Annotated in this window: 10 protein-coding genes and 3 rRNA genes; 10 read left to right on the forward strand and 3 right to left on the reverse strand. The window is 68.6% G+C overall.

Annotated elements, in window-relative coordinates:
• Positions 1 to 72 precede the first annotated feature (72 nt).
• On the reverse strand, positions 73 to 456 hold the full coding sequence (locus EV384_RS16545) for a PaaI family thioesterase (protein ID WP_207232604.1): 384 nt from the start codon (positions 454 to 456) through the stop codon (positions 73 to 75).
• Between the two features lie 103 nt (positions 457 to 559).
• Between EV384_RS16545 and tyrS the strand changes: the two genes are divergently transcribed.
• From tyrS to rrf, 4 genes are all read left to right on the forward strand, one after another.
• The gene (gene tyrS, locus EV384_RS16550) at positions 560 to 1,849 is read left to right on the forward strand and encodes a tyrosine--tRNA ligase (RefSeq protein WP_130334443.1); all 1,290 of its coding nucleotides are present in this window, start codon (positions 560 to 562) and stop codon (positions 1,847 to 1,849) included.
• Between the two features lie 651 nt (positions 1,850 to 2,500).
• A 16S ribosomal RNA gene (locus tag EV384_RS16555) occupies positions 2,501 to 4,016 on the forward strand.
• A 373-nt stretch (positions 4,017 to 4,389) separates the two neighbouring features.
• Positions 4,390 to 7,498, forward strand: a 23S ribosomal RNA gene (locus EV384_RS16560).
• 84 nt (positions 7,499 to 7,582) lie between these two features.
• Positions 7,583 to 7,699: ribosomal RNA gene (rrf, locus tag EV384_RS16565) — 5S ribosomal RNA — on the forward strand.
• Together the 16S, 23S and 5S rRNA genes form the textbook arrangement of a ribosomal RNA operon.
• Positions 7,700 to 7,790: 91 nt before the next feature.
• Here rrf and EV384_RS34830 read toward each other — a convergent pair.
• Entirely contained in the window at positions 7,791 to 9,737 is a 1,947-nt protein-coding gene (locus tag EV384_RS34830) for a hypothetical protein (RefSeq protein WP_165439831.1), read from the reverse strand.
• On the opposite strand from EV384_RS34830, the gene EV384_RS16570 reads away from it, so the two are divergent.
• Both EV384_RS16570 and EV384_RS16575 read left to right on the forward strand, forming a co-directional pair.
• Positions 9,693 to 10,772 carry a tetratricopeptide repeat protein gene (locus tag EV384_RS16570; protein ID WP_242624485.1) on the forward strand — a complete coding sequence of 360 codons (1,080 nt, stop codon included), beginning with the start codon at positions 9,693 to 9,695 and terminating at the stop codon, positions 10,770 to 10,772. The genes EV384_RS34830 and EV384_RS16570 overlap by 45 nt on opposite strands.
• Positions 10,769 to 11,788: an HAD-IIA family hydrolase gene (locus EV384_RS16575; RefSeq protein ID WP_130334445.1), complete on the forward strand. Its 1,020-nt coding sequence runs from the start codon at positions 10,769 to 10,771 to the stop codon at positions 11,786 to 11,788. The genes EV384_RS16570 and EV384_RS16575 overlap by 4 nt, the downstream gene beginning before the upstream one ends.
• Positions 11,789 to 11,860: 72 nt before the next feature.
• Here the strand turns inward: EV384_RS16575 and EV384_RS16580 are convergent, their stop codons facing one another.
• Positions 11,861 to 12,196 carry an SCP2 sterol-binding domain-containing protein gene (locus tag EV384_RS16580; RefSeq protein WP_130334447.1) on the reverse strand — a complete coding sequence of 112 codons (336 nt, stop codon included), beginning with the start codon at positions 12,194 to 12,196 and terminating at the stop codon, positions 11,861 to 11,863.
• A gap of 113 nt (positions 12,197 to 12,309) precedes the next feature.
• Here EV384_RS16580 and EV384_RS16585 point away from each other — a divergent pair, with 113 nt between their 5' ends.
• From EV384_RS16585 to EV384_RS16600, 4 genes are read left to right on the forward strand one after another with little or no spacing between them, the layout of a single operon-like run.
• Positions 12,310 to 12,837 carry a phasin family protein gene (locus EV384_RS16585; RefSeq protein ID WP_130334449.1) on the forward strand — a complete coding sequence of 176 codons (528 nt, stop codon included), beginning with the start codon at positions 12,310 to 12,312 and terminating at the stop codon, positions 12,835 to 12,837.
• A gap of 28 nt (positions 12,838 to 12,865) precedes the next feature.
• The gene (locus tag EV384_RS16590; protein WP_130334451.1) at positions 12,866 to 13,117 is read left to right on the forward strand and encodes a hypothetical protein; all 252 of its coding nucleotides are present in this window, start codon (positions 12,866 to 12,868) and stop codon (positions 13,115 to 13,117) included.
• 22 nt (positions 13,118 to 13,139) lie between these two features.
• Complete coding sequence (locus tag EV384_RS16595) at positions 13,140 to 13,991, forward strand: TlyA family RNA methyltransferase (protein ID WP_130334453.1); 852 nt, start codon at positions 13,140 to 13,142, stop codon at positions 13,989 to 13,991.
• Complete coding sequence (locus EV384_RS16600) at positions 13,988 to 14,872, forward strand: NAD kinase (protein WP_130334455.1); 885 nt, start codon at positions 13,988 to 13,990, stop codon at positions 14,870 to 14,872. The genes EV384_RS16595 and EV384_RS16600 overlap by 4 nt, the downstream gene beginning before the upstream one ends.
• Positions 14,873 to 14,896 lie beyond the last annotated feature (24 nt).

The following is a 14,896-nucleotide window of genomic DNA, read 5'->3' on the forward strand; positions in this document are numbered from 1 at the left end:
CTCATCGACGCGACGATATCCGCGTCAGTCGCTCATTTCAGGTCGAATCGGGCAGCCCGCTCCGGGCGGCGGTCAGCCGGCGGTGAGGTTCTGCAGGCGCACCTGGCCGCGGGAGACCAGCCGCCCGTCGTCGTCGGTGATCTCCACCTGCCAGAGTTGCTGGCTGCGACCCCGGTGCACCGGCGTGCCCACCGCGGTCAGCTCACCCTCGCGAACCGCCCGCAGGAAGTCGGTCTGGTTGGACACCCCGACCACCTGGCCCTTGTCGCCCAGCCAGAGCGAGCCGCCGATGCTGGCCGCCGTCTCGACCACGGAGCAGTAGACCCCGCCGTGCTGGATGCCGAACGGCTGGTGCAGCTCCGGGCGCACCTGCCAGCGGATGACCACCTTCTCACCGCTGACCTCGTCGAACTTCAGGCCAAGCAGGGCGACGAAGCCCCCGGTCAGATCCGGCATCTCCACGGCAGCCCCTCCTCGCGTCGTACGGAGCCGCCAGCCTAGTCGCCCCGACGAAAGGGCAAACCCGGTACGGCCCCGGGGGTGTGATGGGGGAGAATCGGTGACCGTGACCGAGAGCAACCTCCCGCACGGGCGGGACTCCCTGACCGAAGACCTGCGGTGGCGGGGCCTGATCCAGGACTCGACCGGCCTCGACGAGCTGCGCGAACTGCTCGACGGCGGGCGGGCCACCTTCTATGTGGGCTTCGATCCGACCGCCCCGAGCCTGCACGTCGGCCATCTCATGCAGGTCACCACAGCCCGCCGGCTGCAGCTTGCCGGGCACCGGCCGCTGCTCCTGGTCGGCGGCGCCACCGGCCAGATCGGCGACCCGAAGGAGAGCGCCGAGCGGACCCTCAACCCGCCCGAGGTGGTGTCCGGCTGGGTCCAGCGCATCCGGGACCAGCTCGCGCCGTTCGTGTCGTACACCGGGGAGAACGCCGCCCAGCCGGTGAACAACCTGGACTGGACCGGCGAGATGTCGGTGGTCGAGTTCCTGCGCGACGTGGGCAAGCACTTCCCGGTGAACAAGATGCTGGCCCGCGAGGTGGTCAAGGCGCGGCTGGAGACCGGCATCAGCTTCACCGAGTTCAGCTACCAACTCCTGCAGGCCCACGACTTCTTCGAGCTGCACCGCCGGTACGGCTGTCAGCTCCAGTACGGCGGCTCCGACCAGTGGGGCAACATCACCGCCGGCGTCGACTACATCCGGCGGCGCGGTGCGGGGCCGGTGCAGGCCTTCGTCACGCCGCTGGTCACCAAGTCGGACGGCACCAAGTTCGGCAAGACCGAAGGCGGCGCCGTTTGGCTCGACCCGGAGCTGACCAGCCCGTACGCCTTCTACCAGTTCTGGGTCAACGCCGACGACCGCGACGTGATCCGCTACCTGCGCTACTTCAGCTTCCGCTCCCGGGAGGAGCTGGAGGAGCTGGAGAAGGCGACGGCCGAGCGGCCGCAGGCCCGACTCGCCCAGCGCGCTCTCGCCGAGGAGCTGACCACGCTGGTGCACGGCGAGCGGGAGATGGGCCAGGCCGTCGCCGCCAGCCAGGCGCTCTTCGGCCGGGGATCGCTGGACGAGCTGGCCCCGGACACGCTGCGGGCCGCCCTCACCGAGGCCGGCCTGGTGCACCTCACCGAACTGCCGGACGTGGCCGGCCTGCTCAAGGAGTCCGGCCTGGTGCCCAGCACGAAGGAGGCCCGGCGGGTGATCGCGGAGGGCGGCGCCTACGTCAACAACACCCGGATCTCCGAGGTGGACGCCACCGTCGGCCCGGAGGACCTGCTGCACGGCCGGTACCTGGTGCTGCGCCGCGGAAAGCGCTCCTTCGCGGGGGTTGAGCTGCGCAGATAGTCGTACATCAAGAGTGTGACGCGGGACGCGCCCAGCGGATTTGACGATCAATCCGCTGGGCGCGTAACTTTCTCTCTGCCAGCGCGGAACGGACGAAACAGGCGAAAGACCTGGAAGGCCGGAGCGCGGGAATGACGCCAGGGTCGGATGGGCTACTCCATCGGAGCCTGGACCGGGTGGTGCCCCGGATTCGCCGCGAGGCGGATTTGGCGAGGCGGAACCGACCGGGTAAGGTTCATCGGCCTGCAGGGAAACGGGCGAGACCGCGGGAAACCGCGGCGGCCGTCCTGCCGAAACCCACGAAGCGCCCGGCGCGAGCCGGTCGAATAGTGGTGCCCGGCAAAAGGGTTGGCGCACGACAAACCGCGAAACACCGGTTTGACACGGCAAAAGCCACCGGGTAACGTAGTAAAAGTGCCCGGCGCGAGAGCGGCGGGTGCGGCGAACGAAAATACCCCGGGTCGGGGCTCCACGGTGTGGGGTTTCTGGGCGGTGTGTGGTTGTTCTTTGAGAACTCAACAGGGTGCTTGATAAGCCAGTGCCAAATTGATTTATACCCCGGACTGGCAGTCCTTTCTTCGGGAGGGGTTTGCTGGTTTGGATTCCTTTGGCAACACTTTTTGTTGCCGGGATGACTGTTTCAACAAGTTTTTGTTGGAGAGTTTGATCCTGGCTCAGGACGAACGCTGGCGGCGTGCTTAACACATGCAAGTCGAGCGGAAAGGCCCTTCGGGGTACTCGAGCGGCGAACGGGTGAGTAACACGTGAGCAACCTGCCCTAGGCTTTGGGATAACCCCGGGAAACCGGGGCTAATACCGAATAGGACCACCGGCTGCATGGCTGGTGGTGGAAAGTTTTTCGGCCTGGGATGGGCTCGCGGCCTATCAGCTTGTTGGTGGGGTGATGGCCTACCAAGGCGACGACGGGTAGCCGGCCTGAGAGGGCGACCGGCCACACTGGGACTGAGACACGGCCCAGACTCCTACGGGAGGCAGCAGTGGGGAATATTGCACAATGGGCGGAAGCCTGATGCAGCGACGCCGCGTGAGGGATGACGGCCTTCGGGTTGTAAACCTCTTTCAGCAGGGACGAAGCGAGAGTGACGGTACCTGCAGAAGAAGCACCGGCCAACTACGTGCCAGCAGCCGCGGTAAGACGTAGGGTGCGAGCGTTGTCCGGAATTATTGGGCGTAAAGAGCTCGTAGGCGGCTTGTCGCGTCGACTGTGAAAACCCGCGGCTCAACCGCGGGCCTGCAGTCGATACGGGCAGGCTAGAGTTCGGTAGGGGAGACTGGAATTCCTGGTGTAGCGGTGAAATGCGCAGATATCAGGAGGAACACCGATGGCGAAGGCAGGTCTCTGGGCCGATACTGACGCTGAGGAGCGAAAGCGTGGGGAGCGAACAGGATTAGATACCCTGGTAGTCCACGCTGTAAACGTTGGGCGCTAGGTGTGGGGGACCTCTCCGGTTTCCTGTGCCGCAGCTAACGCATTAAGCGCCCCGCCTGGGGAGTACGGCCGCAAGGCTAAAACTCAAAGGAATTGACGGGGGCCCGCACAAGCGGCGGAGCATGCGGATTAATTCGATGCAACGCGAAGAACCTTACCTGGGTTTGACATGGCCGCAAAACCGGCAGAGATGTCGGGTCCTTCGGGGGCGGTCACAGGTGGTGCATGGCTGTCGTCAGCTCGTGTCGTGAGATGTTGGGTTAAGTCCCGCAACGAGCGCAACCCTCGTTCGATGTTGCCAGCGCGTTATGGCGGGGACTCATCGAAGACTGCCGGGGTCAACTCGGAGGAAGGTGGGGATGACGTCAAGTCATCATGCCCCTTATGTCCAGGGCTTCACGCATGCTACAATGGCCGGTACAATGGGCTGCGATACCGCGAGGTGGAGCGAATCCCAAAAAGCCGGTCTCAGTTCGGATCGGGGTCTGCAACTCGACCCCGTGAAGTCGGAGTCGCTAGTAATCGCAGATCAGCAACGCTGCGGTGAATACGTTCCCGGGCCTTGTACACACCGCCCGTCACGTCACGAAAGTCGGCAACACCCGAAGCCGGTGGCCCAACCCGTAAGGGAGGGAGCCGTCGAAGGTGGGGCTGGCGATTGGGACGAAGTCGTAACAAGGTAGCCGTACCGGAAGGTGCGGCTGGATCACCTCCTTTCTAAGGAGCACCTTCACCCGAAAGGGTGCAAGGAGCCCGCGGCCCGCGAATGTCGGGTCGGGGTGCTCAATGGCGGAGACACTGGTTAGTCTTTCCTCGGCAACGGCCGGGTTCCTTCTAGTACGGCCACTTCGGTGGTGTGGAACGAAGTCCTGGTGCGGCTGGGGGAGGATGTAAAGCACCCTGTTGGGTCCTGAAAGAACAACCTGTGGTTGTTTCTTTCGGAGCCTTTGAGCGGAGCGTGAGCTTCGCGGGCTGCCAGGCATGGCCTGGCCTCGCATACCGCCGGCGGTTGTCGGGTTTGGTGTGGGGCGGATCGGGTTGTGGGTTGGTCGTTTGTTGAGAATTGCACAGTGGACGCGAGCATCTTTGTGGTCAAGTTGTCAAGGGCGAACGGTGAATGCCTTGGCACCAGGAGCCGATGAAGGACGTGGGAGGCCGCGATAGGCCTGGGGGAGCTGTCAACCAAGCTGTGATCCCAGGGTGTCCGAATGGGGAAACCCGGCACCAGTCATGTGGTGTCACCTGCACCTGAACACATAGGGTGTATGGAGGGAACGCGGGGAAGTGAAACATCTCAGTACCCGTAGGAAGAGAAAACAAATAGTGATTCCGTGAGTAGTGGCGAGCGAAAGCGGATTGAGGCTAAACCGGCTGCGTGTGATACCTGTCAGGGGTTGCGTGGTCGGGGTTGTGGGACCTTGCTCGACAAGCTGACAATTGTCGGAGGAGTTACAAAGCCAGTTGCTAGCCGAACAGTCTGGAATGGCTGACCGTAGGCGGTGAAAGTCCGGTAGGTGAAAGTGGCTGGCCTCCTGTGAGTGTTCCCGAGTAGCGGCGGACCCCTGAAATCTGCCGTGAATCTGCCAGGACCACCTGGTAAGCCTAAATACTTCCTGGTGACCGATAGCGGACGAGTACCGTGAGGGAATGGTGAAAAGTACCCCGGGAGGGGAGTGAAATAGTACCTGAAACCGTTCGCCTACAATCCGTCGGAGCCTTGCGGGGTGACGGCGTGCCTTTTGAAGAATGAGCCTGCGAGTTAGTGGCACGTGGCGAGGTTAACCCGTGTGGGGGAGCCGTAGCGAAAGCGAGTCTGAATAGGGCGATTCAGTCGCGTGTCCTAGACCCGAAGCGGAGTGATCTAGCCATGGGCAGGCTGAAGCGCGGGTAAGACCGCGTGGAGGGCCGAACCCACCAACGTTGAAAAGTTGGGGGATGACCTGTGGTTAGGGGTGAAAGGCCAATCAAACTCCGTGATAGCTGGTTCTCCCCGAAATGCATTTAGGTGCAGCGTCGCGTGTTTCTTGCCGGAGGTAGAGCACTGGATGGTCTAGGGGGCCCACAAGCTTACCGAAATCAGCCAAACTCCGAATGCCGGTAAGTGAGAGCGCGGCAGTGAGACTGCGGGGGATAAGCTTCGTAGTCGAGAGGGAAACAGCCCAGATCACCAGCTAAGGCCCCTAAGCGTGTGCTAAGTGGAAAAGGATGTGGGGTCGCACAGACAACCAGGAGGTTGGCTTAGAAGCAGCCACCCTTTAAAGAGTGCGTAATAGCTCACTGGTCAAGTGGTTCCGCGCCGACAATGTAGCGGGGCTCAAGCACACCGCCGAAGCTGTGGCATTCACATTTCAACCTCGCTTGGACTTGATTCCTTGTGCAGGTGTGTGGATGGGTAGGGGAGCGTCGTGCCGGGGGTGAAGCAGCGGGGTGACCCAGCTGTGGACGCGGCACGAGTGAGAATGCAGGCATGAGTAGCGAAAGAAGGGTGAGAAACCCTTCCGCCGGATGACCAAGGGTTCCAGGGCCAGGCTAATCCGCCCTGGGTGAGTCGGGACCTAAGGCGAGGCCGAGAGGCGTAGTCGATGGACAACGGGTTGATATTCCCGTACCCGCGAAAGAGCGACCCTGACGAACCTCGTTGTGCTAACCACCCAAACCGGCGGCGACCTTCGGGTCAATGTTGGGGAGCGTGGGAACCTGACGGGTAGTAGTCAAGCGATGGGGTGACGCAGGAAGGTAGCTGATCCCGGCCGGTGGTTGTGCCGGGGTAAGCGTGTAGGCCGCACCATAGGCAAATCCGTGGTGCATAAAGGCTGAGACGTGATGCCGAGCCGATTCAGGTGAAGTCAGTGATCCTATGCTGCCGAGAAAAGCCTCTAGCGAGTTCTTAGCGGCCCGTACCCCAAACCGACACAGGTGGTCAGGTAGAGAATACCGAGGCGATCGGGCGAACTGTGGTTAAGGAACTCGGCAAATTGCCCCCGTAACTTAGGGAGAAGGGGGGCCGGAGACGTGAAACCCCACGCGGGTGGAGCGTTGTATGGCCGCAGAGAGCAGGGGGAAGCGACTGTTTACTAAAAACACAGGTCCATGCGAAGAAGTAATTCGATGTATATGGACTGACGCCTGCCCGGTGCTGGAACGTTAAGGGGACCTGTTAGCTCTTCGGGGCGAAGCGGAGAACTTAAGCGCCAGTAAACGGCGGTGGTAACTATAACCATCCTAAGGTAGCGAAATTCCTTGTCGGGTAAGTTCCGACCTGCACGAATGGCGTAACGACTTCCCCACTGTCTCGACCACAGGCCCGGCGAAATTGCATTACGAGTAAAGATGCTCGTTACGCGCGGCAGGACGGAAAGACCCCGGGACCTTTACTATAGCTTGACATTGGTATCCGAATTAGCTTGTGTAGGATAGGTGGGAGCCGGTGAAGCTCATACGCCAGTATGGGTGGAGGCAATCTTGAAATACCACTCTGGTTGATTTGGGTATCTAACTTCGGACCGTTATCCGGTTCAGGGACAGTGTCTGGTGGGTAGTTTAACTGGGGCGGTTGCCTCCTAAAGGGTAACGGAGGCGCCCAAAGGTTCCCTCAGCCTGGTTGGCAATCAGGTGTTGAGTGCAAGTGCACAAGGGAGCTTGACTGTGAGACTGACAGGTCGAGCAGGGACGAAAGTCGGGACTAGTGATCCGGCACTGGCATGTGGAAGCGGTGTCGCTCAACGGATAAAAGGTACCCCGGGGATAACAGGCTGATCTTCCCCAAGAGTCCATATCGACGGGATGGTTTGGCACCTCGATGTCGGCTCGTCGCATCCTGGGGCTGTAGCAGGTCCCAAGGGTTGGGCTGTTCGCCCATTAAAGCGGTACGCGAGCTGGGTTTAGAACGTCGTGAGACAGTTCGGTCCCTATCCGCCGTGCGCGTAGGATACTTGAGAAGGGCTGTCCCTAGTACGAGAGGACCGGGACGGACGAACCTCTGGTGTGCCAGTTGTCCCGCCAGGGGCACGGCTGGTTAGCTACGTTCGGAAGGGATAACCGCTGAAAGCATCTAAGCGGGAAGCTCGCTTCAAGATGAGGTATCCCACCACCTTCGGGTGGGTAAGGCCCCCAGCTAGACGACTGGGTTGATAGGCCGGAAATGTAAGCCCGGTAACGGGTTCAGTTGACCGGTACTAATAGGCCGAGGACTTGACTACAAAGAAGCTACGCGTCCACTGTGCAACTCCCGACAAACGAACAACAGACCACTGTGGTGGTGTTGTTTGACATGTCGATAGAGTTACGGCGGTCATGGCGGAGGGGAAACGCCCGGTCACATTCCGAACCCGGAAGCTAAGCCCTCCAGCGCCGATGGTACTGCACTCGGGAGGGTGTGGGAGAGTAGGACGCCGCCGGACAATCTTTCCAGTCGAGGGCCGCCCCATCCGGGTCGGCCCTCGACTGCGTTAGCGTCTTTGGTGACGCAATAGGAAGGATGTACCCGTGAGTTCAGGACCGCAGGGCGGAGATCGCCCCCGTCGTTACGAGGACCGCGCCGACCGCGAGCAGGGGCGCGGTGACGCCCGCCGCGACGACCGTCCCCCGTACCGGGGCAACCGCGACGACCGCTCGGGCGGACAGCGCACCGGTTCCGGTGGCGAGCGCCGTGAGGGCGGTTTCCGGCGGGACGACAACCGTGAGGGCGGCGGCTTCCGCGGCGGTGACCGCCGCGAGGGTGGCTTCCGCTCGGGTCCCCGCGAGGGCGGCTTCCGCCGGGACGGTGACGCACCCCGTGAGGGCGGTTTCCGGGGCGGCGAGGGCCGCGAGGGTGGCTTCCGCCGGGATGACCGCGAGGGTGGTTCCCGGTCCGGTCCCCGCGAGGGCGGCTTCCGCGGCGGCGATCGTCGTGAGGGTGGCTTCCGGTCGGGTTCCCGCGAGGGCGGCTCCGCTGGTGGCGACCGTCGTGAGGGCGGCTTCCGGTCCGGCCCGCGCGAGGGTGGCTTCGGCGGCGGCGACCGTCGCCAGGGTGGTTTCCGCGGCGGGGACAACCGCGAGGGTGGCTTCCGTGGCGGGGACCGTCGTGAGGGTGGCTTCCGTCGTGAGGGCGGCGCCCCGCGTGAGGGTGGCTTCCGCGGCGGTGACCGTCGTGAGGGTGGCTTCGCCGGTGGCGAGCGCCGTGAGGGTGGCTTCCGCGGCGGTGACCGTCGTGAGGGTGGCTTCGCCGGTGGCGAGCGCCGTGAGGGTGGCTTCCGCGGCGGTGACCGTCGTGAGGGTGGCTTCGCCGGTGGCGAGCGCCGTGAGGGTGGTTTCCGTGGTGGTGACCGTCGTGAGGGCGGGGCGCCGCGTGAGGGTGGCTTCCGTGGTGGCGACCGTCGTGAGGGTGGCTTCCGCCGTGAGGGCGGGGCGCCGCGTGAGGGTGGCTTCCGCGGCGGTGACCGCCGTGAGGGCGGGGCGCCGCGTGAGGGCGGTTTCCGGGGCGGTGACCGTCGTGAGGGCGGCTTCCGCCGTGAGGGCGGTGCGCCGCGTGAGGGTGGTTTCCGTGGTGGCGACCGCCGTGAGGGCGGGGCGCCGCGTGAGGGTGGCTTCCGCGGCGGTGACCGTCGTGAGGGTGGCTTCGCCGGTGGCGAGCGCCGTGAGGGCGGTTTCCGCGGTGGTGACCGTCGTGAGGGCGGTGCCCCACGTGAGGGTGGCTTCCGCGGGGGCGATCGCCGCGAGGGTGGCTTCCGCCGCGACGGCGAGGCGCCGCGCGAAGGTGGCTTCCGGGGCGGGGACCGTCGTGAGGGCGGGGCGCCGCGTGAGGGTGGCTTCCGCGGCGGTGACCGTCGTGAGGGTGGCTTCGCCGGTGGCGAGCGCCGTGAGGGCGGTTTCCGCGGTGGTGACCGTCGTGAGGGCGGTACTCCACGTGAGGGTGGCTTCCGCGGGGGCGATCGCCGCGAGGGTGGCTTCCGCCGCGACGGCGAGGCGCCGCGCGAAGGTGGCTTCCGGGGCGGGGACCGTCGTGAGGGCGGGGCGCCGCGTGAGGGTGGTTTCCGCCGTGAGGGCGGGGCGCCGCGTGAGGGTGGTTTCCGCCGTGAGGGCGGGGCGCCGCGTGAGGGTGGTTTCCGCCGTGAGGGCGGGGCGCCGCGTGAGGGTGGTTTCCGCCGTGAGGGCGGGGCGCCGCGCGAGGGTGGCTACCGTGGCGGCGACCGCCGTGAGGGTGGCTTCGCCGGCGGGGAGCGCCGTGAGGGCGGTTTCCGTGGTGGCGACCGCCGTGAGGGTGGCTTCCGTGGTGGCCCGCGTACCGAGCGGGACGGCGACCGGCGGGGCTACGACGACCGTCGGGACCGGGCCGAGGGCGGCGAGCGAGTCACCGGGCCGGCGCTGCCGGACGAGATCGTCGCGACCGACCTGGACTCGACCGTCCGGGCCGAGCTGCTCTCGCTGGCCAAGCCGGTGGCGGAGACCGTCGCCCGGCACCTGGTCGCCACCGGTCAGCTGATCGACGAGGACCCGGCCGAGGCGCTGGCACACGCCCTCGCCGCCCGTCGGCTCGCCTCGCGGATCTCCGCGGTGCGGGAGGCGGTCGGGCTGGCCGCGTACCACGCGGGTGAGTGGCAGACGGCGATCGCCGAGCTGCGCACGTACCACCGGATGACCGGCCTGCAGAGCCACCTGGCGGTGCTGGCCGACTGCGAGCGGGCCCTCGGGCGTCCGGAGCGGGCGATCGACCTGTTCCGGGGCGCCGATCGGGAGAAGCTCGACCAGTCGGTCGCGATCGAACTGCTGATCGTCGCCGCCGGGGCGCGGGGCGACCTCGGCCAGAAGGACGCGGCCGTGGCGATGCTCCAGGTCCCCGAGCTGACCGCCGACTCGTCCGAGCCCTGGGCCCCGCGACTGCGCTACGCGTACGCGGACGCGCTGCTCGCGGTGGGCCGGCGCGAAGAGGCGCGGGAGTGGTTCTCCCGGGCCGCCGACCTGGACTCCGACGGGGAGACCGACGCGGCGGAGCGGCTGCTCGAGCTCGACGGCGTGGTGATCGAGGGCGACGACGAGGACGAGGAGTCCCCGGCCGAGGAGATCGCCGCCGGACCGGGTGCCCCGGGCGCCGTGCCGGCCCGCCCCGACGCCGACCTGACCGGCGGGGACACCGAGCCGGACGACGACACGGACGTCGACGACGAGGACGACGACGAGGACGACCGGTCTGACGAGGACGAGGACGACGACCTCGACGGCGACGCCCGCTACGACGACGAGGACGACGACCTCGACGAGGACGACGACGAGGACGAGGACGACGGCGAGGACGACGACGACCTCGACGAGGACGACGACGATCGGGACCGCGCCGGCGAGGCCCGGTACGGCGACGGCGACGACCTGGCCGAGGACGAGCTGACCGACGTCGAGGCGCGCGGGGTCGCCGACCAGGTCCGGTCCGGCGAGACCGGCCCGGCGGACGGCTCGACCGGCGGCGAGCCGGCTCGCCGTTCGGAGTCGGACCAGCGATGACCGCGGACGCCGGGGAGCGGCTGGTCGACGGGTACACCCTGGTCGTCTTCGACCTCGACGGGGTGATCTACCTGATCGACCAGCCGATCCCCGGTGCGGTCGAGGCGGTCGGGCGGCTGCACGCCGACGGCAAGGCGGTGGCGTACGCCACCAACAACGCCTCGCGCCGCTCCAGCGAGGTGGCCTACCTGCTGACCGGCATGGGCGTACCGGCCCGGGCGGACGAGGTGCTCACCTCGGCCGCCGCCACCGCCGAGCTGCTGCGCGACCGGCTCCCCGCCGGCGCGCCGGTGCTGGTGGTGGGCGCGGAGGCGCTGCGCGCCGAGATCCGTGCCGTCGGCCTGCGCCCGGTGTCCCTGGCCGACGACGAGCCGGCCGCCGTGGCCCAGGGGTACGGCCCGCAGGTCGGCTGGGTCGACCTGGCCGAGGCGTCGCTGGCGGTCCGCGCCGGCGCGCCCTGGTACGCCACCAACACCGACCGCACGCTGCCCAGCGAGCGGGGTCCGCTGCCCGGCAACGGGTCGCTGGTGGCCGTGCTGCGGACCGCGCTGGGCCGGGAACCGGATGTCGTGGTCGGCAAGCCGGAGCCGGCACTGTTCGCCACCGCCGCCCGTCGGGCGGGCGGAGGGCAGACCCTGGTCGTCGGCGACCGGCTGGACACCGACATCGAGGGCGCCTCTCGCGCCGGGCTGGACAGCCTGCTGGTCCTCACCGGCGTCAGCGACGTACCCGAGCTGCTGGCCGCCCCCGAGACGCGCCGGCCCACGTACGTCGCCATGGACCTGGCCGGGCTCTTCGACCCGGCGGCGGTGGTCCGGCTGCCCGGCGTGCCCGACGGCGGGGGTTGGTCGGTGACGGTGACCGACGGCGGCCTGGCGCTCGACGGCGCCGGACCCCCGCTGGACGCCCTGGCCGCGCTCTGCGCGGTCGCCTGGGCGGCCTCGACGGGCCCGGCGGTGCGGGCGGAGTCGCCGGAGGCGGGCAAGGCGCTGGCGGCGCTGGGCCTGTCGGCCTGACGCCACCCCGGCCCGGCCGGAGCGGCCTGACGCCACCCCGGCCCGGCCGGAGCGGCCTGACGCCGGACCGGCTCAGAGCAGCTTGCGGAGCTTCATCAGGTCGAACGGGTTGGCCTTGATGGAGACCCGGCGTGCGCCGATCGCCCTGGTGATGTCGAGCTGACCGTGCACCAGCGCGATCAGGTCGTCGCTGCTGGCGCTCAGCGCGATCTTGGCCTTCGGGTCGTCGCCGTCGGACAGGTCGACCAGCCGACCGCCGGAGAGCCGGCCGTGGAACGCGGTGCCCAGGTCGGTGACCCGGCAGGCCAGCGTCCGGTCCAGGTCGATCCGGCCCTGCACGTCCGCGTGACGGTCCAGCCGGGCGGCCAGCTCCTGCAACGCCTGCCGGCACTCGTCCACGCTGGCCACATCATCTCCTCACCCCAAGCCACGCCGTTCCCCGGCACCGTACCGCAACGGGTGGTCGGAGGGGCCCGGTAGCGTGACACCTGCACACCCCCGCCCCGTGGAAGGACTCAGGCATGCAGGACGCGTGGCGCGCCTACCTCGAGCTGGCCATGGGCCTGACGGAGGCGCCCCGGAAGAAGGCCCAGGACGCCGTTCGGCGCGCGGTCGGCCAGGGCGGCGCAACCGCCGGCCAGTTGCAGGCGCTCGCCGAGGAGCTCGTCTCCACCGGCCTGGCGAATCGGGAGGCGCTGACCAAGCTGGTCCGCTTCGAGGTGGACCGGGCGCTCGGCGCGGTCGGGCTGGCCACCGCCGACGAGGTCGCGGAGCTGACCCGCCGGGTGCACGAGCTGGAACGGCAGCTGCGCGAGGCCAAGGCGGCGCCGGCCGGCGCCTCCGCCGCCGCGCCGGTCTCCGCGCCGCCTGGCCGCCCCGCGCCCACCCCCACGACCGCGGTGGCGAAGAAGACCGTGGCGAAGAAGGCGATCGCGAAGAAGCCGCCGGCCACCGTGTCGCGCACCCCCGCAGACGAGTCGCCCGCCACGCCGGTCCGGCAGACGAAGAAGGCGCCGGGCCGCAGGCAGACGCCGGGCGGCACGGCATGACCGCCCCCACCGGCCGCCGGTCCGCGCCGTGACCGGCCCGTACCGCCCCGGCCCACCGCCCGGCCCGCCGGTCGGCGCGCGTCCAGGACCGCCGCCCGGGGTCCGCTCCGGCCCGGCGCCGTCGTTCGAGGACGTCGAGGAAGCCCGGCACCCGGCGGTGGACGCCGCCGTGCAGGCCATGACCAACGCGGCTGCGCTCTCCCCGGCGGACCAGATCGCCCAGTACGAGGCGGCGTACGAGACGCTGCGCGAGACCCTGGCCAGCATCGACCAGGCCTGACCCCACCGGAGAAGAACCACCCATGGCACGTCGCAACCGGCTGGATGCCGAACTCGTCCGCCGCGGCCTGGCCCGCTCCCGGGAGCAGGCCGCCGCGCTCGTGGAGGCCGGCCGGGTCCAGCTGCGCGGGGTGCCGGCCCGCAAGCCCGCGGCGATGGTCGACCCCGCCGACCCGCTGCTGGTCACCGGCGAGGACCCCACCGCCGGGTACGTCTCGCGCGGTGGCCACAAGCTGGCCGGCGCCCTCGCGGCGTTCGCCCCGGGCGGGCTGACCGTGGCCGGGCGGCGCTGCCTGGACGCCGGCGCCTCCACCGGCGGCTTCACCGACGTACTGCTGCGCGCCGGCGCGGCCGAGGTGGTGGCGGTCGACGTCGGCTACGGCCAGCTGGCCTGGCCGCTGCGGAACGACGAGCGGGTGCGGGTGTTCGAGCGCACCAACGTCCGCACGCTCACCCCGGAGGCCATCGGCGGCGAGGTCGACCTCACCGTGGCCGACCTGTCGTTCATCTCGCTGCGGCTGGTGCTGCCGGCGCTGGCCGGCTGCACCCGGGCCGACGGTGACCTGGCGCTGATGGTCAAGCCGCAGTTCGAGGTCGGCAAGGAGCGGGTCGGCGCGGGCGGGGTGGTGCGCGACCCGGAGCTGCGGGCCGAGGCGGTGCTCGACGTGGCCGCGGCGGCGGCGCAGCTCGGCCTGGGCCTCGCGGACGTGGCCGCCAGTCCGCTGCCCGGGCCCAGCGGCAACGTCGAGTTCTTCGTATGGTTACGCCGGGGCGCGCCCGCCGCGGACCCGGAGCGGGTCCGCACGGTCGTGGCCGCCGGCCCCGAGGGCCTCCCACCACCCGCGGATCCCACGATCGAGGAGGTCGCCCGGTGAGCCGGACCGCCCTGCTGGTGACGCACACCGGCCGCCGACGCAGCACCGAGCACGCCCGTGCGGTGGCGGCGGACCTGATCGCCGCCGGTTTCGAGGTGCGGGTGGTGGCCGAGGAAGCCGACGACCTGGACCTGCCCGGCGTCGTCCCGGTGACCGGCCCGGAGGCCGCCGAGGGCGCGGAGATCGTCTTCGCGCTCGGCGGCGACGGCACCTTCCTGCGCGCCGCCGAGCTGGCCCGGCCGGCGAAGGCTCCGCTGCTCGGCATCAATCTCGGCAAGGTCGGCTTCCTCGCCGAGGCCGAGATCGACGACCTGGACTCGGCGGTACGGGACGTGGTCGGGCGCAACTACACCGTCGACGAGCGGCTCACGGTCGACGTGACCGCCGAATTCGAGGGCGGCCCCACCATCGAGTCATGGGCACTCAACGAGATCAGCGTCGAGAAGGGCGAGCGCGCCCAGATGCTGGAGCTGCTCGTCGACGTCGACGGCCGCCCGCTGTCCCGGTACGGGTGCGACGGGGTGGTCTGCGCGACCCCCACCGGCTCCACCGCGTACGCGTTCTCCGGCGGCGGGCCGGTGGTCTGGCCGGAGGTGGAGGCGTTGCTGCTGGTGCCGATCAGCGCGCACGCGCTGTTCAGCCGGCCGCTGGTGACCGCGCCGACGTCGACCTTCGTGATCACCGTCGACCCGTTCACCACCCTGGCGGTGCTCTGCTGCGACGGGCGGCGGGTCTACGACCTGCCCCCGGGGGCCAGGGTGACGGTGCGCCGCGGCGCGCTGCCGGTGCGGATCGTCCGGCTCCGGGCCCGCCCCTTCACCGACCGGCTGGTCGCCAAGTTCGACCTGCCGGTGCAGGGCTGGCGGGGCAGCCGCCGCTGACGCGGGCGCCCCGTCGCCGGTCGC

This window comes from Micromonospora kangleipakensis (genome assembly GCF_004217615.1).
Lineage (GTDB): Bacteria > Actinomycetota > Actinomycetes > Mycobacteriales > Micromonosporaceae > Micromonospora > Micromonospora kangleipakensis.

Bases quoted from the DNA above. Each gene is read 5' to 3' on its own strand.
- EV384_RS16545 (WP_207232604.1), bottom strand. From the start codon at position 456: ATGCCGGATCTGACCGGGGGCTTCGTCGCCCTGCTTGGCCTGAAGTTC.
- EV384_RS16575 (WP_130334445.1), top strand. From the start codon at position 10,769: ATGACCGCGGACGCCGGGGAGCGGCTGGTCGACGGGTACACCCTGGTC.
- EV384_RS16585 (WP_130334449.1), top strand. From the start codon at position 12,310: ATGCAGGACGCGTGGCGCGCCTACCTCGAGCTGGCCATGGGCCTGACG.
- EV384_RS16595 (WP_130334453.1), top strand. From the start codon at position 13,140: ATGGCACGTCGCAACCGGCTGGATGCCGAACTCGTCCGCCGCGGCCTG.